This window comes from Arthrobacter sp. TRD_SC_6, from assembly GCF_055361185.1.
Map to the genome: position 1 here is coordinate 1,390,565 of NZ_CM143953.1, position 22,201 is coordinate 1,412,765.

The 22,201-nt window shown below is 63.9% G+C and carries 24 protein-coding genes and 1 tRNA gene; 15 read left to right on the forward strand and 10 right to left on the reverse strand.

The features are described from left to right. Positions 1 to 110 precede the first annotated feature (110 nt). The 3 genes from ACWA1U_RS06800 to ACWA1U_RS06810 all read left to right on the forward strand — a co-directional run bounded on the left by ACWA1U_RS06800 (position 111) and on the right by ACWA1U_RS06810 (position 2,940). Positions 111 to 350 (forward strand): hypothetical protein, encoded by a 240-nt coding sequence (locus ACWA1U_RS06800; RefSeq protein ID WP_463724580.1) that lies wholly within the window; start codon positions 111 to 113, stop codon positions 348 to 350. A gap of 116 nt (positions 351 to 466) precedes the next feature. Next, positions 467 to 2,764, forward strand: a complete 2,298-nt coding sequence (locus ACWA1U_RS06805; RefSeq protein ID WP_463724581.1) for a carbon starvation CstA family protein — start codon at positions 467 to 469, stop codon at positions 2,762 to 2,764. Next, the gene (locus ACWA1U_RS06810; RefSeq protein ID WP_463724582.1) at positions 2,764 to 2,940 is read left to right on the forward strand and encodes a YbdD/YjiX family protein; all 177 of its coding nucleotides are present in this window, start codon (positions 2,764 to 2,766) and stop codon (positions 2,938 to 2,940) included. The genes ACWA1U_RS06805 and ACWA1U_RS06810 overlap by 1 nt, the downstream gene beginning before the upstream one ends. A 12-nt stretch (positions 2,941 to 2,952) precedes the next feature. Here the strand turns inward: ACWA1U_RS06810 and ACWA1U_RS06815 are convergent, their stop codons facing one another. Continuing rightward, the gene (locus ACWA1U_RS06815; RefSeq protein WP_463724583.1) at positions 2,953 to 3,789 is read right to left on the reverse strand and encodes a helix-turn-helix transcriptional regulator; all 837 of its coding nucleotides are present in this window, start codon (positions 3,787 to 3,789) and stop codon (positions 2,953 to 2,955) included. A 185-nt stretch (positions 3,790 to 3,974) separates the two neighbouring features. Between ACWA1U_RS06815 and ACWA1U_RS06820 the strand changes: the two genes are divergently transcribed. The 5 genes from ACWA1U_RS06820 to ACWA1U_RS06840 all read left to right on the forward strand — a co-directional run bounded on the left by ACWA1U_RS06820 (position 3,975) and on the right by ACWA1U_RS06840 (position 8,019). Then, on the forward strand, positions 3,975 to 4,961 hold the full coding sequence (locus ACWA1U_RS06820) for an SDR family oxidoreductase (protein ID WP_463724584.1): 987 nt from the start codon (positions 3,975 to 3,977) through the stop codon (positions 4,959 to 4,961). Between the two features lie 12 nt (positions 4,962 to 4,973). Further along, positions 4,974 to 5,618: a bacterial proteasome activator family protein gene (locus ACWA1U_RS06825; RefSeq protein ID WP_463724585.1), complete on the forward strand. Its 645-nt coding sequence runs from the start codon at positions 4,974 to 4,976 to the stop codon at positions 5,616 to 5,618. A gap of 17 nt (positions 5,619 to 5,635) precedes the next feature. Beyond that, positions 5,636 to 6,094 carry a hypothetical protein gene (locus tag ACWA1U_RS06830; protein WP_463724586.1) on the forward strand — a complete coding sequence of 153 codons (459 nt, stop codon included), beginning with the start codon at positions 5,636 to 5,638 and terminating at the stop codon, positions 6,092 to 6,094. Positions 6,095 to 6,202: 108 nt separating this feature from the next. Next, on the forward strand, positions 6,203 to 6,796 hold the full coding sequence (locus ACWA1U_RS06835; protein ID WP_463724587.1) for a helix-turn-helix domain-containing protein: 594 nt from the start codon (positions 6,203 to 6,205) through the stop codon (positions 6,794 to 6,796). After that, complete coding sequence (locus ACWA1U_RS06840) at positions 6,793 to 8,019, forward strand: MFS transporter (protein WP_463724588.1); 1,227 nt, start codon at positions 6,793 to 6,795, stop codon at positions 8,017 to 8,019. Before ACWA1U_RS06835 ends, ACWA1U_RS06840 begins: the two co-directional genes overlap by 4 nt. On the opposite strand, the gene ACWA1U_RS06845 is transcribed toward ACWA1U_RS06840, so the two are convergent. Further along, entirely contained in the window at positions 8,016 to 9,158 is a 1,143-nt protein-coding gene (locus tag ACWA1U_RS06845; RefSeq protein WP_463724589.1) for a hypothetical protein, read from the reverse strand. The two genes, ACWA1U_RS06840 and ACWA1U_RS06845, sit on opposite strands and share 4 nt — an antisense overlap. After that, on the reverse strand, positions 9,155 to 9,679 hold the full coding sequence (locus ACWA1U_RS06850) for an RNA polymerase sigma factor (RefSeq protein WP_463724590.1): 525 nt from the start codon (positions 9,677 to 9,679) through the stop codon (positions 9,155 to 9,157). The genes ACWA1U_RS06845 and ACWA1U_RS06850 overlap by 4 nt, the downstream gene beginning before the upstream one ends. A gap of 113 nt (positions 9,680 to 9,792) precedes the next feature. Here ACWA1U_RS06850 and ACWA1U_RS06855 point away from each other — a divergent pair, with 113 nt between their 5' ends. Continuing rightward, positions 9,793 to 10,632, forward strand: a complete 840-nt coding sequence (locus tag ACWA1U_RS06855; protein WP_463724591.1) for an aldo/keto reductase — start codon at positions 9,793 to 9,795, stop codon at positions 10,630 to 10,632. 214 nt (positions 10,633 to 10,846) lie between these two features. Beyond that, positions 10,847 to 11,473, forward strand: coding sequence for a dihydrofolate reductase family protein (locus ACWA1U_RS06860; RefSeq protein ID WP_463724592.1), 627 nt, complete (start codon positions 10,847 to 10,849; stop codon positions 11,471 to 11,473). Positions 11,474 to 11,500: 27 nt separating this feature from the next. Here the strand turns inward: ACWA1U_RS06860 and ACWA1U_RS06865 are convergent, their stop codons facing one another. Further along, positions 11,501 to 12,097 (reverse strand): hypothetical protein, encoded by a 597-nt coding sequence (locus tag ACWA1U_RS06865; protein ID WP_463724593.1) that lies wholly within the window; start codon positions 12,095 to 12,097, stop codon positions 11,501 to 11,503. 132 nt (positions 12,098 to 12,229) lie between these two features. Between ACWA1U_RS06865 and ACWA1U_RS06870 the strand changes: the two genes are divergently transcribed. Then, the gene (locus ACWA1U_RS06870) at positions 12,230 to 13,261 is read left to right on the forward strand and encodes a lactonase family protein (RefSeq protein ID WP_463724594.1); all 1,032 of its coding nucleotides are present in this window, start codon (positions 12,230 to 12,232) and stop codon (positions 13,259 to 13,261) included. A gap of 2 nt (positions 13,262 to 13,263) precedes the next feature. Here ACWA1U_RS06870 and ACWA1U_RS06875 read toward each other — a convergent pair whose 3' ends face one another. Then, positions 13,264 to 14,232, reverse strand: coding sequence for an N-acetylglucosamine kinase (locus ACWA1U_RS06875; protein ID WP_463724595.1), 969 nt, complete (start codon positions 14,230 to 14,232; stop codon positions 13,264 to 13,266). A gap of 175 nt (positions 14,233 to 14,407) precedes the next feature. Between ACWA1U_RS06875 and ACWA1U_RS06880 the strand changes: the two genes are divergently transcribed. Together ACWA1U_RS06880 and ACWA1U_RS06885 are read left to right on the forward strand one after the other, a co-directional pair. Then, on the forward strand, positions 14,408 to 15,556 hold the full coding sequence (locus ACWA1U_RS06880; protein ID WP_463724596.1) for a zinc-dependent alcohol dehydrogenase: 1,149 nt from the start codon (positions 14,408 to 14,410) through the stop codon (positions 15,554 to 15,556). Positions 15,557 to 15,565: 9 nt separating this feature from the next. Further along, a complete protein-coding gene (locus ACWA1U_RS06885; RefSeq protein WP_463724597.1) occupies positions 15,566 to 16,144 on the forward strand; it encodes a hypothetical protein in 579 nt (192 codons plus the stop codon). A 40-nt stretch (positions 16,145 to 16,184) separates the two neighbouring features. Here the strand turns inward: ACWA1U_RS06885 and ACWA1U_RS06890 are convergent. The 4 genes from ACWA1U_RS06890 to tmk form a co-directional block, all read right to left on the reverse strand. Beyond that, a tRNA-Thr gene (locus ACWA1U_RS06890) sits at positions 16,185 to 16,257 on the reverse strand. An 80-nt stretch (positions 16,258 to 16,337) separates the two neighbouring features. Then, entirely contained in the window at positions 16,338 to 17,888 is a 1,551-nt protein-coding gene (locus ACWA1U_RS06895) for an alpha/beta hydrolase (RefSeq protein WP_463724598.1), read from the reverse strand. Next, positions 17,885 to 19,048 (reverse strand): DNA polymerase III subunit delta', encoded by a 1,164-nt coding sequence (locus ACWA1U_RS06900; protein WP_463724599.1) that lies wholly within the window; start codon positions 19,046 to 19,048, stop codon positions 17,885 to 17,887. Before ACWA1U_RS06900 ends, ACWA1U_RS06895 begins: the two co-directional genes overlap by 4 nt. Then, entirely contained in the window at positions 19,045 to 19,692 is a 648-nt protein-coding gene (gene tmk / locus ACWA1U_RS06905; protein WP_463724600.1) for a dTMP kinase, read from the reverse strand. The genes ACWA1U_RS06900 and tmk overlap by 4 nt, the downstream gene beginning before the upstream one ends. A gap of 163 nt (positions 19,693 to 19,855) precedes the next feature. Here tmk and ACWA1U_RS06910 point away from each other — a divergent pair, with 163 nt between their 5' ends. Further along, a complete protein-coding gene (locus ACWA1U_RS06910; protein ID WP_463724601.1) occupies positions 19,856 to 21,013 on the forward strand; it encodes a trans-sulfuration enzyme family protein in 1,158 nt (385 codons plus the stop codon). Positions 21,014 to 21,022: 9 nt separating this feature from the next. After that, positions 21,023 to 21,343, forward strand: coding sequence for a DUF2516 family protein (locus ACWA1U_RS06915; protein WP_463724602.1), 321 nt, complete (start codon positions 21,023 to 21,025; stop codon positions 21,341 to 21,343). A gap of 1 nt (position 21,344) precedes the next feature. Here ACWA1U_RS06915 and ACWA1U_RS06920 read toward each other — a convergent pair whose 3' ends face one another. Continuing rightward, positions 21,345 to 22,067 (reverse strand): class I SAM-dependent methyltransferase, encoded by a 723-nt coding sequence (locus ACWA1U_RS06920; RefSeq protein ID WP_463724961.1) that lies wholly within the window; start codon positions 22,065 to 22,067, stop codon positions 21,345 to 21,347. Positions 22,068 to 22,201 lie beyond the last annotated feature (134 nt).

Sequence of the window (22,201 nt, forward strand, 5' to 3'; positions counted from 1 at the left end):
CCGTTGGTCGGGTGCAGATGGTTACGCAAAGGACTCCCGAAAACTAAGGCTGCTTTGTATATCCAGTCCCGTGTGTCAAGCTAATTCCCACTCAAGTCCAAGGAGGAATCATGGCCAAGCACAGGGCAGACGGCGAACCGGATCAGACCGCACCAGGCAACGGTGAAGAGACCGGTCTCGAAGCCGCGGCGGAGAACTGGGCCGAGAACATGGCAGATCAGGTGCCCGACGGCGTCGAGAACAACGAGCGCGACACCGCCAACGAGGGGCCGGACCCCCGCACCGAAACCCACTCGAGCATCAGCGAAGGGTCCAACGCACGCGACGGCGAAGACGATCCGTCCCACTGACAAACCGTTCATCTCAAACATTGCACCGTTGAGCGACCGCCCACTCGAATGGGCGGTCGCTTTGCCGTGAGGGCGCTACTTTCGTTGAGTTAACCACTCAACTTCGAGGGAGCACCATGAGTGAGAAGAACTTGGGCCGGGACCGCGCGGGGGCGCACAACGGCCATGAAAGCCAGGAGGCCGACGTCGTTCTCCAGGACCCTGACCTGCCTCCTACGGCGGTGGATCCTGAGAAGGACAAAACCGGCTGGACGCCACTGAAGATCGCCATCTGGGTGGGCATTGCGCTGCTCGGCGGAGTCAGCTGGACCGTCCTCGCCATTGTCCGCGGCGAAACAGTCAACGCCGTGTGGTTCGTCTTCGCGGCGGTCTGTACGTATCTGATTGCCTACCGGTTCTACTCCAAGTTCATCGAGCGCAAACTACTTCAGCCGAATGACCGGCGCGCCACCCCGGCTGAATACAAGGCAGACGGCAAGGACTACGCAGCAACCGACCGCCGCGTTCTCTACGGCCACCACTTCGCCGCGATCGCAGGAGCCGGTCCGCTCGTCGGACCAGTACTTGCTGCGCAGATGGGCTACCTGCCGGGCACTATCTGGATCATCATCGGCGTCATTCTGGCCGGAGCCGTACAGGACTACCTGGTCATGTTCTTCTCCATGCGCCGCGGCGGCCGGTCCCTCGGCCAGATGGCACGCGAGGAACTCGGCCTCATCGGCGGAACCGCAGCGCTGATCGCGACCCTCGCAATCATGATCATCATCGTGGCCATCCTGGCGCTCGTCGTCGTCAACGCACTCGGCGAAAGCCCATGGGGCGTGTTCTCGGTCTCCATGACCATTCCCATTGCCCTGTTCATGGGCGTCTACCTCCGGTACCTCCGCCCGGGCAAGGTCACCGAGGTCTCCATCATCGGGTTCGCGCTGCTCATGCTCGCGATCATCGCCGGCGGCTGGATTGCAGAAACTGACTGGGGTGTCGCTGTCTTCACCCTCGACCGCGTGACCATCGCGTGGGGCATCATCATCTACGGTTTCATCGCTGCCGTCCTGCCCGTCTGGCTGCTGCTCGCGCCGCGTGATTACCTCTCCACCTTCATGAAGATCGGCACCATCGTGATGCTGGCCGTGGCCATCATCATCGTGCGGCCGGAAATCAACGTTCCCGCCTTCAGCGAGTACGCCTCGCGCGCTGACGGCCCGGTGGTCCCGGGCACCCTGTTCCCGTTCCTGTTCGTCACCATCGCTTGCGGTGCGTTGTCCGGCTTCCATGCGCTGATCGCCTCAGGCACCACCCCGAAGATGATCGAGAAGGAACGCCAGACCCGCTTCATCGGTTACGGCGGCATGCTCATGGAGTCATTCGTCGCGATCATGGCTCTGGTGGCTGCGCTCTCGATCGACCGGGGAATCTACTTCGCCATGAACTCCTCCGCCGCCGCGACGGGCGGCACCATCGAGGGTGCCGTGGCATTCGTCAACGGGCTCGGACTGACCGGCGTCAATCTTGCGCCGGAGGCACTCAGCACACTCGCCAGCAACGTCGGCGAGGAATCGATTGTGTCCAGGACCGGTGGCGCGCCCACACTCGCGGTCGGAATCGCCCAGATCATGCAGGGCCTGTTCGGCGGTGCGGGCATGATGGCGTTCTGGTACCACTTCGCCATCATGTTCGAAGCGCTCTTTATCCTGACAGCGGTCGACGCCGGCACACGCGTTGCGCGCTTCATGCTGCAGGACAGCATCGGCAACTTTGTTCCCAGGTTCAAGGACACCTCCTGGCGCGTTGGGGCGTGGGTGTGCACGGCCATCATGGTGGCCGGCTGGGGAGCGATCCTCATCATGGGCGTGACCGATCCGCTGGGCGGCATCAACACACTCTTCCCGCTGTTCGGCATCGCCAACCAGCTACTCGCTGCCATAGCGCTCGCAGTCTGCATGGCGATCTGCGCGAAGAAGGGTGCGTTCAAGTTCCTGTGGATCCCGGCACTTCCGTTGGCGTTCGCCTCGGTGGTGACCATCTCGGCGTCGTTCCTCAAGATCTTCTCCCCGGTGCCCGCTGTAGGGTACTGGGCTCAGCACACCGCCTTCCGCGATGCGCTCGCCGCTGGCGAGGAGAGCTTCGGAAACGCACAGAGCGTTCCCGCAATGGAGGCGGTTGTCCGCAATACCTTCATTCAGGGCACGCTGTCGATCGTCTTCGTGGTCCTCTCGATCATCGTGATTGCGACGGCGATCATCGCCACCATCAAGGCCTACCGCGCGGGCGGCGGTCCGAGCATGGAAGACCCGGCAGTGCCCTCACGCACCTATGCCCCGGCAGGCATTATTGCAACGCCAGCGGAAAAGGAGCTTGAGAAGCTGTGGGCTGACCTGCCGAGCGAGAAGAAGCCGGCACGGGCAGGTCACTGATGAGCGTCAAGGAGCTCATCTGGATCTTCAAGGGGGTGATGGGCGAGAACGCCTACCAGCAGTACCTCGCCCATCACGCCTCCACGCACAGCAGCGAACCTCCCATGACCGAACGGCAATTTTGGCGCGACAAGACCGACCGCCAGGACGCCAATCCGGAGGGCCGCTGCTGCTGACCCGGGCGGCGTTCAGCGTGCGTCGGCTCCGATGACTGAGAGAAGTTGCAGCTTTTCATAGCTCTCGCTTCCCGGTATTGCCGTGTAGACGAGCAGCGCGTGCGATTGCCCTGGTTCGATGAGCCGCTGGCAGGTAAGTTCGAGCGCGCCCAACTCTCGGTGGACGAAATGCTTCACTTCGCGTGGCTGGATTCCGACTTCGTGACTGCTCCACATCACCTGGAATTCCTCGCTGCTCGCCAGGAGCAGGTCGGCAAGATGCGCAGCGCGGGAATCTGGTCCGCGGAGGGTAACGGCCTCCCGCAGGCCCGAGGCAAACATCCGCGTCAGAAACGGGTGTTCCTCGGGCGCATAGAGCTGGCGTGAGGTGGGAACGGCGAACCAGCGGAACATGATGCTGCGCTCGGGGCCGGTGTACTGCGTTGTGTCGCCGGTGAGAGCAGCGCCCATCGGAGTCTGGCGGAGTGTCTCGCCCAACTCAGTGACGATTTCCGCGGGCGTATCGACCAGACGGTCGAAGATGCGCAGCAGACCGGGGCTGATGTGTTCGCTCGCCGAGCCCCTGACCGGTGGGTTATGGCCGGCGAGCCGGAACAGGTGGTCGCGTTCGGCCAGCGTCAGGTGAAGGCCTTGCGCGATGGACGCGATCATCTGCTCAGAGGGTTGCGGTCCGCGCTCCCGTTCCAGTCGCGCGTAGTAGTCGGTGGACATGTGGCATAGCAGAGCTACCTCCTCGCGTCGAAGCCCGCTGGTCCGGCGTCGTTGTCCCCTGGGGAGGCCCACATCCTCGGGCTGCAGTGACTCGCGACGGCGGCGGAGGAATTCCGCAAGCCCTGTCCTGTCGATCATGGTTCCCCTTAGCTCTGTATCTGTCTCAGTTTTACCGCTCCTGAGGTGGCATAGCCACGGCCTGGCAGTCCGCCCCTCGTCCCCCCCTGCAAAGGGGTATTGCGTATCGGGGGATCGGCAGGCCCTGAATAACGCAGCGAATATGTTCGATGCTGGAGGCACAGACCACCAATGAGGAGCCAGGCATGAGCCGCAAGACCATAGACATCACCATTCCGGACCTATCCGGAAAGCGGGCCGTCGTCACCGGCGCCAGTGACGGAATGGGTACGGGAATAGCTGCACGGCTGGCAGCGGCGGGCGCGGAAGTCATCATGCCCGTCCGGAACCGCTCCAAAGGCGAGGAAGCAATAGCCGCCATCAGGCAGTTGACCCCGGAAGCGAGGGTGTCCCTGCTCGACCTGGATCTGTCCTCGCTGGAATCCGTCGCGGCCCTGGGAGAGACTCTGCGCAAGGATGGCCGGCCGGTCCACCTCCTCATCAACAATGCCGGGGTGATGACTCCACCTGACAGGCAAACAACTGCCGACGGGTTCGAGTTGCAATTTGGATCCAACCACCTCGGGCACTTCGCGCTCGTCGCCGATATCCTCCCTCTCCTGCGGGCAGGCCAGGCACGGGTAACCTCACAGATCAGCATCGCTGCGAACCGGGGCAGCATCAATTGGGATGACCTGAACTGGGAGCGCAGCTATGACGGCATGCACGCCTACAGCCAGTCCAAGATCGCATTCGGGCTTTTCGGTCTCGAGCTCGATCGACGCAGCCAAGCACACGGTTGGGGCATCACCAGCAACCTGTCCCACCCAGGGGTAGCTCCGACTAACCTTCTTGCTGCCCGCCCCGAAATTGGCCGCAGCAAGGAGGTTCCGGGCCGCAGGCTCATCAGGCTCTTGTCATCCCGCGGAATCCTCGCCGGAACGGTCGAATCCGCAAAGCTGCCGGCGCTGATGGCCGCAACTGCGCCAGACGCCAGGCGGGGTGCTCTCTACGGTCCCAAGGGCATCGGCAACCTGGGCGGAGCCCCGGCAGAACAGAAGCTCTACTCCCGCCTGCGCAGCACCGAAGAGGCCAGCCGGGTGTGGGACGTCTCCGAGCAACTCACCGAATCCACATTCCCTACCTCCTCACCCGGAGGGAGAGCCCGAGGGCAGGGAGTGAGCTCGCCGTGAGAGCATAAGCACATGACCGAACAGCAGCCCGAGCCCCTCACCGTCACGCCCGAGCAAGCGGCGAAGGAACACCAGCAGAACGCAGTCCTCCTCGGCAAATTGGACGCAGGTCACGGGCTCCCGGAACAGAACGACGACGGCGCCCCCCGTGAGCGCAGCCAGCCCGCCAAGTTGACTGAGTTGGTCGACGAGCCTGCGAAGGTCATGCGCATCGGCACCATGCTCAAGCAGTTGCTGGAAGAAGTACGAAGCGCTCCACTCGACGATGCCGGGCGCACACGCCTTGCTGAGATCCACGAGCGGTCCGTCCGTGAACTCGAGGACGGGCTCGCCCCGGAGCTTGTGGAGGAGCTGCACCGCATCAACCTGCCGTTCACCGAGGATTCAGTACCCACCGACGCCGAGCTCCGGGTTGCCCAGGCGCAGCTCGTAGGTTGGCTTGAAGGGCTGTTCCACGGCATCCAGACGGCGATGGCGGCACAACAGATGGTCAACCAGCAGCTCGCAGCGCAGCTTCAGTTGCGCCAACTCCCGCCCGGAACCGTCCTGGCTCCCGGCGTCGTCGTCGGTGAAGACGGCGAGCCAAAGCGCTCGCCGGGAGCGCAGCAGGCCGCGGCACCAAAGCCTGACCCTCACGGTCCCGGCCAGTACCTCTAGCAGCGCCTCCGAAAATCATGGGACTTTTCACGGCTGCCCGGCAGGGCCGCAAGGACGACGCCGAATTGGGCACGGGGGTGTGGCGCCGCGCCCACGACCGCTTTCGCCGTGGCCTCGACCGGTATCACCAGATCCTGGAGGGCGTGGAGGACGACGCCGTCTATAACGAGCTCACGGAACTCGCCAATGAACTGGTTCAGCTGTTCCCACGTGTCCGTGCGGTCTGCGTCGCCGCGCAGGCGCAGGCGCCGAGCGAGGGCCTGGACATTCCGGGCGCGTTGCTTCAGGTGCATCGGGCGCTTTCCCGCGCGGGCAACGCGCTTGCGACGACGGCAGAAGCGGCCGCCATGGCACGGCTCGACGGCGAACGCTGGGGGATTGCCTCAGCGGGACTCGAGAATGTACGGCGCCGGGCGGGCGTAGTGGCCGAGGACGTGGCCGAGGCAGAGCGGCTGCTGGCCGAATCACGCGACTGAACCTGCCCTTCTCGGGCTGATGTCGACGACCCAAACTATGAAGTCTTCCCTTGACAATGTTTCCTCGGGCGCCAATAGTGAAGTGATCACTTCAGAGATTGGAAGCGCATGCCAGATTCCAGTTCCACACCGCCGCCACGCAAGATCGTCGGCACCGACGCGCTCGCGGCACTGGCGGTGCCTGCCCGGTACGCAATTTTCGACCACCTCCTTGCAGTTGGACACGCCACCGCCAGTCAGTGCGCCAAAGTAACGGGGGAGACTCCCTCGAATTGTTCATGGCACCTTCGGGCACTAGCGAAGGTCGGTCTGGTTGAGCGGGTGACGGATTCGGCTGAAGACGGTCGGGACCGGCCGTGGCGGGCGGCTGCGTCAGGATTCGACTTCTCCGGTGATGGCACCCAGGCCGGCGAACTGGCGGGTACGGCGCTGGAGAACGTGGCGGCGATACGGGCCAACGCAGCATTCGATCGCTACCTCTCCCAACGCGGCGAACTATCGAAGGACTGGCAGGACGCAGCCGGGACACACCGCTATCACCTGGCACTCACGGCCGATGAACTGACGAAATTGCTGGCGGCAATGGACGAGCTCGTCCGGCCCTACGTGCATTTACACCGCACCGAGCGCCCCAAAGACAGCTTGACGGTCCAGATGCAGATCAGATCCTTCCCGGACGATTCCGCCAGCAGCACCCGGTGAGTTTCCTGCGGCTGCTGCGCACCCGGTACATCGGTGGGTTAGCAGGCGCCGGATTCCTCGCCGAGGTGGGCGACTGGATGCTGCTGATAGCACTGCCGCTCTACGTACTGGAGCTCACCGCATCGCCACTCGTCACCGCTACGGTCTTCGTCCTTGGCTTGGCGCCTACGGTGGTCGCAGGTCCGCTGGCCGGTGTTCTGGTGGACCGGAGCGATCCATGGCAACTGATGGCGATCGTTGCGGGGCTGCAAGCTCTGTGCCTTGCACCGCTTCTTGCCGTCAACGGCGAGTCGGATCTGTGGATTCTCTACGGCGTCGTGGTCGTTGAATCCGTGTTGGGCACCATTATCGAACCGTGCAGGGCTGCTACAGCGGCCGCCCTGGTCGCCACTGCGCAGCTCCCGGAGATCAACCAGCTCATGGGGATCCTCTCGAGCCTGGCCCGGCTGCTGGGCAGTCCGATTGGTGGATTGATCCTCGCCGTGGGCGGATTCGATGCGATCATCTACGCCAATGCAGGCACCTTCCTGGGCGCAGCGGTCATTTTCGCTCTCGGGGTCCGCGGCCAAAGATCAAAGGGAAGAAAGCCGCCCCCGAAGCAGCTGGCCAGCCCATGGGCTGACCTCGTCGAAGGGCTGCGGATCACCGCCCGAACCCCAGCGTTGAGGCAGGTGATGGGCGTGGTCTGCTTCATCGCCGTCGCCCAGGGTGCCTTCGTTCTCCTCTTCGTCCTCTTTGTAACTCGCACTCTTCAAGGCAGTGAAGCCGACGTCGGACTGTTGCGTGGTGTGCAGGCCATCGGCGCTCTCGCTGGCGGGGCATTACTCGGGCTGTTGATCCGCCGAACCTCGCCCAGGTGGTTGATTGTCTGGTCCCTGGCCGCCTTTGGCCTAATGTCGCTGGCGATCTGGAATCTGCCCGCTCTGACCACGTATCTCCCTGTCTACATAGGACTGTTCATCCTCGTCGGGGCGCCAGGCGTGGCTTTGGGGACCGGATTGCTTACGGTCCTTCAAAGCAGTTGCGAGGCGAAAGTGCGGGGCCGGGTGCTCAGCACCTACTTCGCCCTGTACGGTGCGATGCAGGCGGTAGGCACGCTGCTGGCTGGGTTCGTGGGAAGCGGGACGGCGCTCACCGTCAGCCTGCAGGTCCAGGGGCTCCTCTACCTTGTGGCAGCCGCCATGGCTCTTCGGTTGACGGTCTCGCGCCGTCGTACGGACTAGAAGCCCAACAGGGTCGAATCCGGTTGGACCGAGAGTTCAGCGACGGGCATGCTCCGCCCACCACACGTCAGCTCCTGGCCGGTTGGATAGATGTCCGCCCGAAGATAGGGGATCGGGTGTCCGCCGGTCACGTAGGGGTACCCCGCTTCATTGAGGACCATCGGCGTCGGCCCTTCACCGATGAAGCTCAGCGGCAGGTCAGCGACATGCGCACTGAATCCCTTTGGCCAGCGCAGGTACCAGCTCTCGCCCTCGTACTCGTACCAGAAACAAGCGCTGCCTTCTTTGACTTCACCGTTGATTGTCCCGAGCACCTCGCCCTGCGCCCCGGGTTCGGTGCTCGCAGTGCCCTCCGGAATCTCACCCAGCACGTCTCTGCCTGATAATTGACCCACTTCCCGGTCAGAGGTTTCCAGCGGCACTTCGCCTTCGGGGAGGAGGTCGAGCTGCTCGCGCAGATCTTCCGGAAGGGTGATGGAGGCGCCGTCGGCGTTGACTACCGCTCCGGTGCGCTTGTTCATCACGGTCAGCATGGCCAGCGGATCCTCTAGGAGTTTGTTCGTTTCGTCGAGGAAGAACAACTGCGTTCTCAGGAACAGGGAGCTCGAATTCGCTTCCTCGAGTGTGTCGATGCGCGATACCGGTTGTCCGGTGACGTCAATCAGAACCTCCCCCTCTGGCACACTCCCCTTGAATACCTGCTCGATGTCCACGAGTAGCTGGAAACGCAGTTCCCCCGCATCGACTGAACCTTGGCCGCTTGAGGAAAGCGGCAACCCCCCAACCACGGATGCAGCCTCGTCGAACAGCCGGGACACGGCCGCACCATCGTCGGCAGGTGACGGGGCTGTCCGCGGAACAACAATGGACACGACCACGACGGCAAGCAGGATGGCGAACGCAGTACCCGCCGCCACCAGCCGGGCGAAGCGAACGCGGGGCGGCGTGACAAACGCGCGGCCCGTCGTCGTCGTACGTCCTGCGGGTGCGGGCTCGGTAATGACGGACCCTTGGTTGAGGACCTGGGTGACGCCGTCGGGTGCTGCCTGTGACAGCGCACGACGGCGGCTGGCCGCCAATTCTTCTTCGCTCACGTGGTGAGCGGGGTCGGCTTCGGAGAAGATCTGTCCGATGTTCATGCTGTTTCTCCCGTCATGGGCAGGTGTTTGGCGAGGGCCCGTCGAGCCCGGTGTAGGCGCACCCTGGCGGCGCCGGGAGAACAGCCAAGGAGTTCTGCCGCTTCGATCAAATTGAATCCGTCCCAGAAAGTGAGCATGAGGATCTCGCGATCGGCGGGCTTCAAATGGCCCAGCGCCTCATGCACGCCCTCAGGAATATGAGCGCTGCGTTCGAAGGTCTGCGCGATGCGCTCGACGAGGCTTCGATGACGCTGTTGCGAGCGGTAATGGTTGCGCAGCAGGTTCTTCGCGATGGTGAAGAGGGTGCCGGCGGTGAGTTCGTCTGCAGTCATCTTCTGCCACCCGATCCTGAAGGTTTCGGCGCAGAGATCCTCGGCAGCTTCGGCAGTGTCGGTGCGGCGGCGCAGGTAGAGATAGACCCGGTCATGATGCTGCCGGTGTGCTTCCGTGAACTGCCGCTCGCGGGCGCGTCCTTCATCTAGCGCTTTAATCGCCGTCCCCCTCGGTGCCTGTGTGCCCATACCCAACTAATGTCCGTTGTCCACGGAAGTGTTACAGCCCCTGAACGAAATAATTCCTGCCGGGGCGTGGTTGCCACTCTTCGGAACACGTTTCAGTATCTCGAAAGGCACTTATGAGCACCTCACCGAACCTTACGTTCAACGACGGCCGCACCATCCCGCAGCTCGGCTACGGCGTCTGGCAGGTTGAAGACGCAACGGCAGAGGACGTCGTCGGGCGTGCCTTCAAAGCTGGCTACCGCCACATCGATACCGCGAAGATCTACGGCAACGAAGCAGGAGTAGGGCGAGCAATCGCATCCTCCGGCCTCAGCCACGACGAGCTGTTCATCACCACCAAGCTGTGGAACGCCGATCAGGGTTACGAAAGCACGCTCGAGGCATTCGAAGCCTCCATGGATCGCCTGGGCCTCGAAACCCTTGACCTCTACCTCATCCACTGGCTGCAGCCGAAGCAGGGTAAGTACGTGGACACCTGGAAGGCTCTGGTCGAGCTGCAGAAGCGCGGTCGCGTGCTCTCCATCGGCGTCTCGAACTTCACCGTCGAGGCTCTCCAGGAGATCATCGACGCAACCGGCGTCGTCCCCGCGATCAACCAGGTTGAGACCCACCCGTACCTGAACCAGTCCGAACTCCGCGCGTTCGAGGCCGAGAAGGGCATCCTGCACGAGTCCTGGTCACCGCTTGGTTCCGGCAAGGGCCTCCTTGAGGATCCCGTCCTGGCCGAGATCGCCGAGAAGCGCAATGCAACGCCCGCCCAGGTTGTGCTTGCGTGGCACCTGGCACTCGGACTCGTTGTCATCCCGAAGTCCGTCACCGAGTCCCGCATCGCCGAGAACTGGGGCGCACTGGACATCACGCTGACGGAAGAGGATGTCGAGGCCATCAACGCCCTCGACAAGGGCGAGTCCGGCCGCATCGGAGCCAACCCCGCAACAGCTGACTTCGCCTAAACCTTTGCAGAACGACGACGGCGGCTCGCCCGCCCAGGTCGTGTCACCACGCCCGCCGCGCCTGTTGATCAGGCTCGGCGGGCGTTGTGCTGTTCTGAGAGCCCCTCAACGATGAATCCCGCTCCTCCCTTCCGTCTGAACTGTTGACCGGCGATTCTTATGGAGGATCGGTTCACCATCAGTACCGGAACTTTCGTTGGAACAGCTACTCAGAGTGCAGAATTTCGCAGTATCGCGTGACGGCTACGGTGCCGGCGAGGGCCAGAGCCTCGAGCAACCGTTTGGCCATGCCGACCCCTCTGCCCTGATGGCCTGGGCGCTTGCCACGGCCAGTTGGCCTGGTCGCAGCACCCGTGGCGGAAGCCGCGGTCTCGACGACTACCTTGTCCGCGACTTTGCCCGGAACATTGGAGCCGAGATCATGGGACGCAACAAGTTCATTGCGCAGAGGGGCCCTTGGGAGGATCACGAGTGGCAAGGCTGGTGGGGCGATGAGCCGCCCTTTCACACACCCGTCTTTGTGATGACACACCATGAGCGGCCGTCCTTCTCCCTGTCGGACACCACCTTCCACTTCGTCAATGCGGAGCCGGCCGAAGCGCTCAAACGCGCAAAGGAAGCCGCGGCGGGCAAGGAGGTCAGGCTGGGAGGGGGAGCGACGGTAATCCGGGAGTTCCTCGAAGCTGACCTTGTCGACACCCTGCACGTTGCCGTCGTCGACGTTGAGCTCGGTTCCGGCGCACGGCTGTGGGAGTCACCGGGGGACCTGCTCGACCGGTTCCACCTCGACGTCGTGCCCAGCGCGAGCGGCGTCACCCACCACCTCTTCTGGCGCAGATAGCGTAGTACCCGATCCCGAATGCCGCCCCTACTCGGTGGTGGCCTCTTCCGCGAGTTGGACAGCCGCGTCAGCCATCTCATCCGAGAGCTGCATGACGTCCCACATCCCTACCAGCCGGTTGTCGTGGCTGTAGGCAGTGACGGTCGTCCCGCTGCCATCGGCCGCTACGAAGAAGTGGGCGGGCGGCGGTATCTTCAGGTGCTTGGCAACGTCGCCATGCCTGAACTTCAGGCCAGGGTTCCATTCCTTTTCCATCTCGATCCACAGACTGTCGCCCAGCAGTCGCGAGCTGATTCCAGGTTGAGAGAAAGCTTCGCTTAGCGCATTAAGCGCAGCTTGTTTGTCCTTAGGCGACTCCCAGGACCGTTGCTTGGTGAACCTGCTGGTCGCGTGGTCGCGCATGATGTCCGGGGGCAGTTTCGTAGGGCGGCGAAGGAGCCGGCCCTGGCTGAAGAGCACGGCCATGATCCCGATCATGACATAGAGGGAAAGGTGAGAGGAAAGTCCGAAGTAGATCGCGCCGACCGTTATTGTAATCGCAACGAGGACCGCTATGACCTTGCGCTTGGTGGTGGAGAAGTACAACAAAAGCCGTTGATACCTGGTGTAGGACTCCTGCGACATTTCAAGCTCCCCTCGCGCTCGTGCCGATGCTTCAAAAAGGCATCGACACGAGCCTAGCTGTCGTCGCTGGGATTCAATTTGCCAGGAGAGTCGACTCCTCGCTGCACACGCGGCGTGCGCAAGAATGGTCCCATGAACAGCGACACAGCGACACTCTGGATCGGCACCTACCCGGCGGCAGGATCGGATCCCGGTTCCGGCGAAGGCATCTGGAAGGTGACCCTCGACCTGCGCTCCGGGAAACTGCGCGACGCCAGACTGGCTGTGGCAACGCCGTCGCCCTCTTTTCTCGCCCTGCACTCCTCCGGATCCGTGCTCTATGCCGTCTCGGAGAACGCGGACGGTGAAGTAGCGGCCTTCCAACTCGTCGACGGTGAGCTGCTCCACCGCAGCACCGTCCCCACCGGCGGTTCCTCCCCCTGCCACGTTCTGGCGCAGCAGAATATGCTCTGGATCGCGAACTACGGAGACGGCGTCGTGACGCAGGTCCACCTCGACGACGACGGCGTGCCCTCCGGCGAGCCCATCGTCCACCGACACGAGGGCAGCGGCCCTAACACGGACCGCCAGGAGGGCCCGCACGCCCACTACGCTCACGACGCCGGCGAGGAGGTTTGGGTGAGCGACCTCGGAACCGACGAGCTTCGCCGCTTCACAGCCTCCGGAGCCGCCGGAATCGCGGCCAAGCTGCCGCCCGGCACGGGTCCGCGACACCTGGCGACGCTGTTGGGTGGCGCCGTCGTCGTCGGTGAGCTCGACTCGCGTCTTCACGTGCTCAGCGCCGACGGAGCGCTGCTGTCGAGCCAGCCTGCAAATCATGCCCAGCTGGAAAAGGGCGTTGCCAGCCAGCCTTCGCATATCGCGGTTGGCGTCTCACACGGCACCGCTGACCTCTTCTACGCGGCGACCCGCGGGCCTGATGTCTTGTCGGTTTTCCGGGTGGGGGATGGTGTGTCGCTGTCCTATCTCAGTGATTCACCGATTGGCGGGGCGTGGCCGCGTCACTTCGCTGTGGTGGCAGCCGACGACGACGCCGCGGACTTGGTGATTGTGGCGAACCAGGGTTCCTCGACCCTTGACGTGCTCCGGTGCAATGCGTCCGGCAGCACGGTGCAGGTCGACTCGATGAACCTGCCCGTGCCCGCGTGCGTCCTGCCGGGCTGAACTCAGCCGTGCACCATTGACGTCACGTAGGGCGGGTGGCTGAGCGCATTTGCCGGATTGTCGGAGGCCGCCCGCGCCAGGAAGAACGCGCCGTCGAGCGCTGTACCCTGCGCGGGAAGCAGCTCAATCTCGGGCCGGTGCAGTCCGAGCTCCTCCCGCAGCGCGGCCATGAGGAGCGGTGTCGCGTCGAAGAGGCCGCCAACCAGTGCGAGCCGGGGCGGGACGCCACCCCCGACGGCAGCGGCCCCCGTCCGGGCGAGCTCCCGGCCCGCGGTCTGGAAGATGCGCGCAGTGTCCGCGTCGCCGTCGTCGGCTAGCTGGGCCATGTCCGGCACGAAGGAAGCGAGCATCTTCGAGCGGTCGGGGCGGGTGTAGATGTGCTTGAGGAGTGCCTCGGGCGAACCGAATCGTGTGCGGAGAGCATCGAGCAGGGGAGTGGAGCCGCCGCGGCCATCGAAACTGCGGAACGCCACTTCGAGGCCCTGCCTGCCAATCCAGGCGCCGCTGCCGGTGTCGCCGAGCAGGTGACCCCAGCCGTCGACCCGATGCCACACCCCTGCATAATCGGTGCCGAGAGCCGTGGCGCCTGTGCCGGCGGCGAGCACCGCGCCCGGCTCGAAGGACAGTGCGCCGACGTGGGAGGTGAGAATGTCGCCGGATACCACCGTTACGGAGACGTCGAAGCGTTCGGCGAGTGCGGTGTGGAGCGGAGTCGGGTCGGCCATGAGGGACTGGACACTCGCCATCCCGAGAACCAGCGCGTCGAGCCTCTCAACCTGCGCTGACAACATAGCTCCGCACACCGCTTCGCCAACGACGTCGAGCAGTGCGGGGATGTTAATGCCACCGGCTTCAATCTGCACGCCGCCGGCAACACGAACCGCCTCGCCGGGCTGTTCCTCGGTACGTGCTGCGGTCGCGCGGCATCCAGTGCCGCCAAGGTCAACGCCGCAGACACCCCGGTTGGTCATGAAGCTCTCCTCCGTATCGCGGCGGTCCGCAGCCCGGGACTGTTCGGGCTGGATCGTAGGCAAGTGTATCCACGCGGGACTGCGAGCGGCGGTGCCATCGGCCACAAACCCTAGCCTCCCCCGACAGATAGACAGTATGCTTACTTTCTTCTAGACAGTCAGTTAGGCGGCAGCTATGCGAGCAATGGTCTATCGCGGTCCGTACAAGATCCGGGTCGAAGAAAAAGACATCCCGAAGATTGAACACCCGAATGACGCGATCGTCCGCGTGACTCGCGCCGCTATCTGCGGCTCTGACCTGCATCTGTACCACGGGATGATGCCGGACACCCGGGTTGGCACAACATTCGGTCACGAATTCATCGGCGTCGTCGAATCAGTCGGCGGATCGGTGCGGAACCTCAGCCCCGGCGACCGCGTCATGGTTCCTTTCAACGTGTACTGCGGTTCCTGCTACTTTTGCGCCCGGGGGCTGTACTCCAACTGTCACAACGTCAACCCGAACGCGACGGCGGTTGGCGGCATCTACGGCTACTCCCACACTTCCGGGGGATACGACGGCGGCCAGGCGGAATTCGTCCGCGTACCGTTCGCCGACGTCGGGCCGTCCCTGATTCCCGACTGGCTGGACGATGAAGACGCCCTTCTCATGACGGACGCGCTCGCCACCGGGTATTTCGGAGCGCAGCTCGGCGACATCGTCGAAGGGGACACCGTGGCTGTCTTCGGTGCAGGGCCGGTGGGGCTTTATGCCGCCAAGTCCGCCTGGCTGATGGGAGCCGGGAGGGTGATCGTCATAGACCAGCTTGAGTACAGGCTCGAGAAAGCACGCACCTTTGCCCATGCTGAGACGCTCAACTACAACGAGTTCGACGACATCGTCGTGCAGTTGAAGAAGACCACTGACTATTTGGGCGCGGATGTCGTCATCGAAGCAGTCGGAGCTGAAGCGGACGGAAACTTCCTGCAGCATGTCACCGCCACCAAGCTCAAGCTGCAGGGTGGTTCGCCAGTGGCTCTGAACTGGGCCCTCGACTCGGTGCGGAAAGGTGGGAACGTCTCGGTGGTGGGAGCCTATGGGCCCATCTTCAGCGCGGTGAAATTCGGGGACGCCGTGAACAAGGGACTGACCCTCCGGATGAACCAGTGCCCGGTGAAACGGCAGTGGCCCCGGCTGCTCGAACACATTCGGAATGGGTATCTCAAACCGAACGACCTCGTCACACACCGCATACCGCTTGAGCACATCGCGGAGGGCTATCACATCTTCTCGGCCAAGCTCGATAACTGCATCAAGCCGATCATCGTCCCAGAGGCGAGCTAGGAGAAGGTCATGCCGTCAACCCCGTACCTGGCAAGCAAGCGAGAAAGCCCCGAGTCCCGTGAAGAGCTGAAGGCACGTATCCCGGGGTGGGGTGCCGACCTTGATCCGGCGGACCGCCCTTCCTACCCGAAGGAGAGATTCGCACCCGAGTCCACCGGCGCCCACTGGGACTACCCGGAAGAGCAGGCAGGCCGGGACGGCCGCGAGCACTCAATCGAACATCCGATGGTGACGCCGGTATTTGGAACCTCCGTGCCGCTCAAGGGAGTATCGGGTGTGATCCGCCGCTACGCGTACCGCTCCTTCAGCGAAGCACGCGCGGCGCACTGGCTGCTCCTGATCGCGGGTGACCGCGCGGACGCTGTCGAGAGTCATCTGCGCTCGCTTGTGAGTGCTCGGCCCGATAACCCGGTAACCGAGACGGGAGTGCTTGCGGAAAAGCGAGCGCACCCGATCCGCTCCCGCTTCGGCGTGAAGCGTTCAGATGTGAACCATCAATGGATAGACCCATTGCTGGTGGGCGGTCCGTGGATTGCCGCGGCCGGTGCCGCCGTCGTAATTGTGAGGAAGCTGGTTCGGCGGCGTTAGCCGGCTGCGCTTACTCGCGACTTCCCGAGGGCATGAAGAGAGCCTCCTGCCAGAGTCGAACTGGCGACCTTCTCATTACGAGTGAGACGCTCTACCGACTGAGCTAAGGAGGCTGACTGCGGATGATCCCTGCAGACGCAGGGGCTCATTCACAAGGCATAACTGTATAAGAGCGCTGGCGTAGCGGTCAAAATCAGCAGGTCACGCCGTCCTCGGGCACTGAACCATCGATCAGGTAGTCATCAACCAGGTTTTCCAGGCACTGGTTGGACCGGCCGTAGGCGGTGTGGCCCTGCCCCTCCCACGTGACGTGTACGGCTGATTCGAGCTGGTCGGCCAGGGCGAGCGACCACTCATACGGTGTCGCCGGGTCTCCCGTAGTACCAATGACGACGATCGGCGCAGCACCTGGCGCGCTTGCGGGCGCGGGTTCCAGAACGGCGTCGTAAGCCCAGTCCTCACAAGTGAGGGCTCCGTAGCTCAGGTATTCGCCGAAGACGGCGGAGGCTGCCTCCAACTCCTCGGCTTCCAGGGTCATGGTCTCAACGTCGGCGGACATGGGGTAGTCGAGACAGTTCACGGCCGTGAACGCAGCGCCCATGTTGGTGAGGTAGCTGCCGTCTTCCTCACGTTCGGCACTGAGGTCGGCGTAGTACAGCATCTGGGTGGGGTCACCCTGTAAGGCCGAATCAATCGCTTGTGTCAGACCGGCCCAACCGGCGTCGTCGTACAGCGGAAGCACCAGACCCTGGAAGAACGATCCAATAGTCACCAGCCTGCCGTCCGCCGCAGTCATGGGGCTCTCCTCAACCGATTCCAGGAGGCCATCGATCACCGCGACACCCTCCTCCACGTCCCCGGGGAACGGGCAGTCATTCCCGGTCTGGCAATCGGCAACGTAGGCCCGGAGCGCTTCGTCGAACGCCGCAACCTGACCGGCCACCACCTCACTTGCACTCAACGAGGGGTCAACAGCCCCGTCAAGCACAAAGCGCCCAACGTTATCCGGAAAGAGCTTCGCGTAGGCTGCACCCAGCTGCGTGCCGTAGGAGAAGCCCAGGTAGTTCAGCTGCTTGTCACCCACGATCGCCCGCAAAATGTCCATGTCCTTTGCCGCGCTTTCTGTGTCGACGTAGCCCAATAGTTCCCCGGTCCGCTCGGCACACAGGTCCGCGAACTCAGCCGAATCCTCCACCAGGATTTCCAGGGCTTGCTCATCGGTGACATCCGGCGGGAAGACGTCTTGCCGGGCGGCATCCTGTTCCTCGTCGGTCAGGCACTCCACGGCTGAGGACCGGTTGATACCCCGAGGGTCGAAGCCGATGACGTCGTAAGCACCGCGCAACCGGTCGCTGAGCACAAACTCCCCAATATCGCGCACGAAATTGAAGCCGGAACCGCCAGGCCCGCCGGGATTGACCAGCAGCGAACCCTGCGCATCGCCCGCTGCATCCAGCCGGATCGCCGCAATGTTGATCGACTCCCTCTCCGGATCGCTGTAATCAAGGGGAACCTTGACGGTTGCGCACGCAAAACCGTCCTCGCATTCCTCCCAGGTCACTTCCTGCGAGTAGAACTCGCGCAGCCCATCAGGAACGTCACCGATGACCTCCGGCGGCGCGGTCACTGCCCCGGTCTCCGGTGCGGAAGCGCTACACCCGGAAACAACAAGACCCACGACGACGGCGGCAGCGCCTGCGAGCATCCGGAACCTGCGGTGGCGCTTGGGTTGGGAGTTGGTCACGCGGAAAGTTCCTTCTCGGGCAGCAGGCTGACGGTCATCGCCTCGATAGCGAGGAGTGGGGCGATATTGGTTCCAACAATCCGCGTGCGTACTTTGTTGATCGCTTCAATCCGGTTTAAGGTCTGCTCCGGGCTTCCGTTCTCCGCATAGCGTTCCAGTTCAGGACGCAGAGGCTCATTCACCAGGCGTCCGCCGGTTCGGACCTGCAAAACCAGCACATCCCGGTAGAAGGAAGTGAGGTCGGTGAGGGCGCGGTCGAAGTAGTCGTTCTTCGACCGCTTGGCGCGCCGGGTCTGGTCATCCTCGAGACGCTTGACCTGAGCGCGGAGGGACGGGGGGAGCGTGCCCGATTCAGGAGCTCCCAGCGAGACCAGCAACGCGGCCTTCTCCTCGGCATCACGCTGTTCGAATGAACTCTGCGCTTCCGCCTCTGCCAACTTCACCAGCTCAGCAGCAGCTTTCATCGCGCCAGCAATGTTCCTCAGGTTCAGCGGCAACCGGACAATCTGGTTTCTCCGTTCACGGGCGTCGCTGTCCGTGGCGAGCCGCTTGGCCACACCGATGTGGCTCTGCGCGGCGCGGGCTGCAGCCTCGGCAATTACTGGGTCAATTCCGTCCCGCTGGATAAGCAGCCGTGTCACCTCTTCCACCGGCGGAACCCGCAGGCTGACGGACCTGCACCGGGACCTGATAGTGACGAGCACATCCCCGGGGCTCGGCGCGCAGAGTAGCCAGACGGTGCGTGGGGGAGGCTCTTCGATCGCCTTGAGCAGCACGTTGGTGCTGCGTTCCTGCATGCGGTCAGCGTCTTCGACGATGATCACGCGCCACCTGCCCGTGGAGGGTTTGTCCTGGGCTTTGCGGACCAATTCCCGCGCCTCGTCGATGCTGATGGTGACTTTCTCGGTGGTCACGTTGGTGACGTCGGCATGGGAGCCGGCTAGCGCCGTCGTGCAGGCCTTGCACTCGCCGCAGCCCCGTTCGGCAAGGGAAGGCCGGTCGCAGAGCAGTGCGGCAGCGAACGCACGGGCTGCGTTGGACCGGCCGGAACCCGGTGGGCCGGTGAACAGCCAGGCGTGGCTCGGCCGCTCAGCCTCCGCGGCCCGGCGCAGCTGTTCCACCGCAGCCTCCTGGCCGGTGAGGAACGTCCACACGCTCATGCCAGCCGCTCCTGAACCGCCGCAAGGATGGCCGCGGCAAGCCGATCCAGGGGATCGGCAGCGTTGAGCACCAGGTATTGCGCTGGGTCCGACTCCGCCCGATCACGGAAGGCGGCGCGAATTTGTTCGTGGAAAGAATCGGGCTCGGACTCCAGACGGTCCTCTGGGGCAGCGGCGGAAGCTCGCCGTCCCCGGCCCTCCTTGTGGTCCACGTCGAGGAGAACGGTGAGGTCAGGCCGAAGCCCCTCCACCGCCCACAGGTTGATGCCCAAAACGCTGTCTGCGCCCAGCCCCCGGCCCACGCCCTGGTATGCCACCGAAGAGTCGATGTAGCGATCACAGACGACGACGTCGCCACGCTCCAGCGCCGGCAGGATTACCTGGTGCACGTGCGCGGCCCTGGCAGCGGCGAAGATCAGTGCTTCGGTGCGCGGGTCGATGTGGCCCTGCCCGTGGTCGAGGACGAGCGACCGCAGTTTCTCACCGATCTCGGTGCCGCCGGGCTCACGGGTGCGCAGGACGGTGTGGCCGTCAGAGATAAGCGATTCAGCCAGCCTCAGCGCCTGCGTGGACTTTCCCGCGCTGTCCCCGCCCTCAAGGGCAATGAACAGTCCACGGGTGCGGCGGGAGGTCTGATTGGTCACTGCATCAGCCTACCGACTGGCACCGACAGTCTGATCGCCGAAGGGTGCAGGCTGGGGAAACCCGGTTTGGAACTGGCGCTCATCACGAGTTGCATGCTTCAGGCATGTCATGAGCGCCCACTCGATGCGAGGGACCAATACCTGAACCAACTAACCTGATGCAATGAGTGAATCCCGTAAACACTATGAGCAGCTTGCCCCGGATACGCTCACGGTGGCCGCCGGTCGCCCGCCACGCGAGCATGATTCCCCGGTTAACCCGCCGATCGTCCTCTCCTCCACTTTCTACGAGACTGCTCCACCCTCGGGCGACGACCGCATCTACGCGCGCATGTCGAACCCCACTTGGGACCCATTTGAGGAAGCGCTCGCCGAACTGGAAGGCGCGGCTCTCCCTGCCCTTACCTTCGCCTCGGGAATGGGAGCTGCGGCGGCCGCCTTGTCGCTAGTGCCGGCGGGCGGCGTCGTCGTTATCCCACGCCATGCCTACGGAGGGTCGATCTCGCTTGCCCTCGCCGAGGAGAAGCGTGGCCGCCTGACCGTCAAGCAGGTCGACATAGCCGACACCCAGCAGGTGCTGGACCAGCTCGGCGGATCGGACATGCTGTGGCTGGAAAGCCCCACCAACCCCATGCTCGAGGTCGCGGAAACCAAGGTCCTCACCGATGCGGCGCATGCCGCGGGCGCGGTCGTCGTTGTTGACAACACCTTCAACACGCCGCTGGTGTGCCGGCCGCTCGACTACGGAGCCGACGTCGTCCTCCACTCCGTCACCAAGTACCTGGCGGGGCATTCCGACGTCGTGCTTGGCGCCCTGGTGACCTCGGATGAAGCCACCAGGGCGGAATTGAAGACGCATCGGACGCTGCATGGCGCGATTGCCGGACCATTCGAGGTGTGGCTTGCCCTCCGCGGACTCCGTACGCTGGCGCTGCGGATGGAGCGCAGCCAGGCGAATGCTCTGGACCTTGCCCAGAGGCTGGCTGCCCACCCCGCCGTCGAACGTGTCCGCTACCCCGGACTCCCGCAGGATCCCGGGCACGCCCGGGCGAAAGCGCAGCTCAAGGGTTTCGGCGGCATTGTCAGTATTGAACTCGCCAGTAGGGAAGCCGCCGACGCCCTGGTGGAGTCCGTCCGCCTCTGGCTTCCCGCCACTTCGTTGGGCGGCGTCGAGTCCCTTATGGAACGACGACGGCGGCAGCCGGGCGAGCCTCGCACGGTACCGGAGGCCCTCGTGAGGCTCTCCGTCGGCATCGAGAACGTGGAGGATCTCTGGAGCGATCTGGCCCAGGCGCTCTCCTCCACCACCGCTACCCGTTAGGCTTGAACTGTGGAAATCGTGCTGCTCACCGAGTTCTGGCTTTTCAGAGGCCTTGCCTATGTCGCGCTCGGCATCGAGCTGTGGGCACTGGCTGACTGCGCAAAGCGCAAGGCGGTGTCATTCGAAGCCTCGCTCAAGCGGACCAAGGGTTTCTGGCTCGGCATCACGGGTGGATCGGCTGCGGTGGGTGTTATTACCGCCCTGATCGGTGCATTTGGTTTGTTCGGCATCCTGCAGCTGGTCGCCGTCATCGCAGCGTGCGTCTACTTGGCCGATGTCAAGCCAGCGGTCAGCGAAGTCCAGAGCGGCGGACCGTACGGGCCCTGGTGATCTAGCCGGGCTTCACTGCCTCCCAGGAAACCGTCACCTCTCCTAGCCTCCAACGCGCTGGCCCGTAGAGAACCGGCCACCCGGCGTCGACCATGGCCGCGCACATCCGTATCCACCGTTGCCTGAGCCCGAACGACTGCAGGGGTGCTGCGTCCAGCCACATCCGGTCGAGCGCCCGCAGATAGTCGTAAACCCCCTCGCCGGGGACGTTCCGGTGAATCAACGCTTTAGGCAGACGCTCAGCTACGTCCGAGGGTAGTTCGAACCCTCCGAAGCGCAGGGAAATGCTCAGCGATAAGGGACCGCCAGCATCTACGGCAACCCACGTGGCCCTGCGCCCGATCTCGTCGCACGTCCCGTCGATAAATAGCCCATCGGGTGCCAGACGCGTCCGTACGAGGGCCCAATGCGCGAGGTACTCATCCTCGCCGTACTGGCGCAGCACGTTGAACGCACGCACGACGACGGGCCGCCTCCCTTCCAGCGGGACCTCAAAGCCGCCGCGCACGAACCGTAGGCCGGGACGTTCCAACGGGAGCGCCGCGAGCACCCGCTCCGGATCAATTTCGATGCCGACAACTTCCACGTCGTCACGGATTCTCCGCAGGCGTTCGAAAAGTTCGACGGCGGTAACGGGCGCCGCGCCGTAGCCCAGGTCCACCACGAGCGGGTCTTCGGCGGCCAGGATCCGCCAGGCTTCCGGCCCTGCCAGCCAGCGGTCCATTCGTCGCAACCGGTTGGGATTCGTAGTGCCGCGGGTGATGGCTCCGACGGGCTTTCCAGCCGTCTCATCACGCTTCCTCCCTGGCACTGTTCAAGGGTATGCCACCGGTAACACAGGGTCCTTCCTGTGAAGCG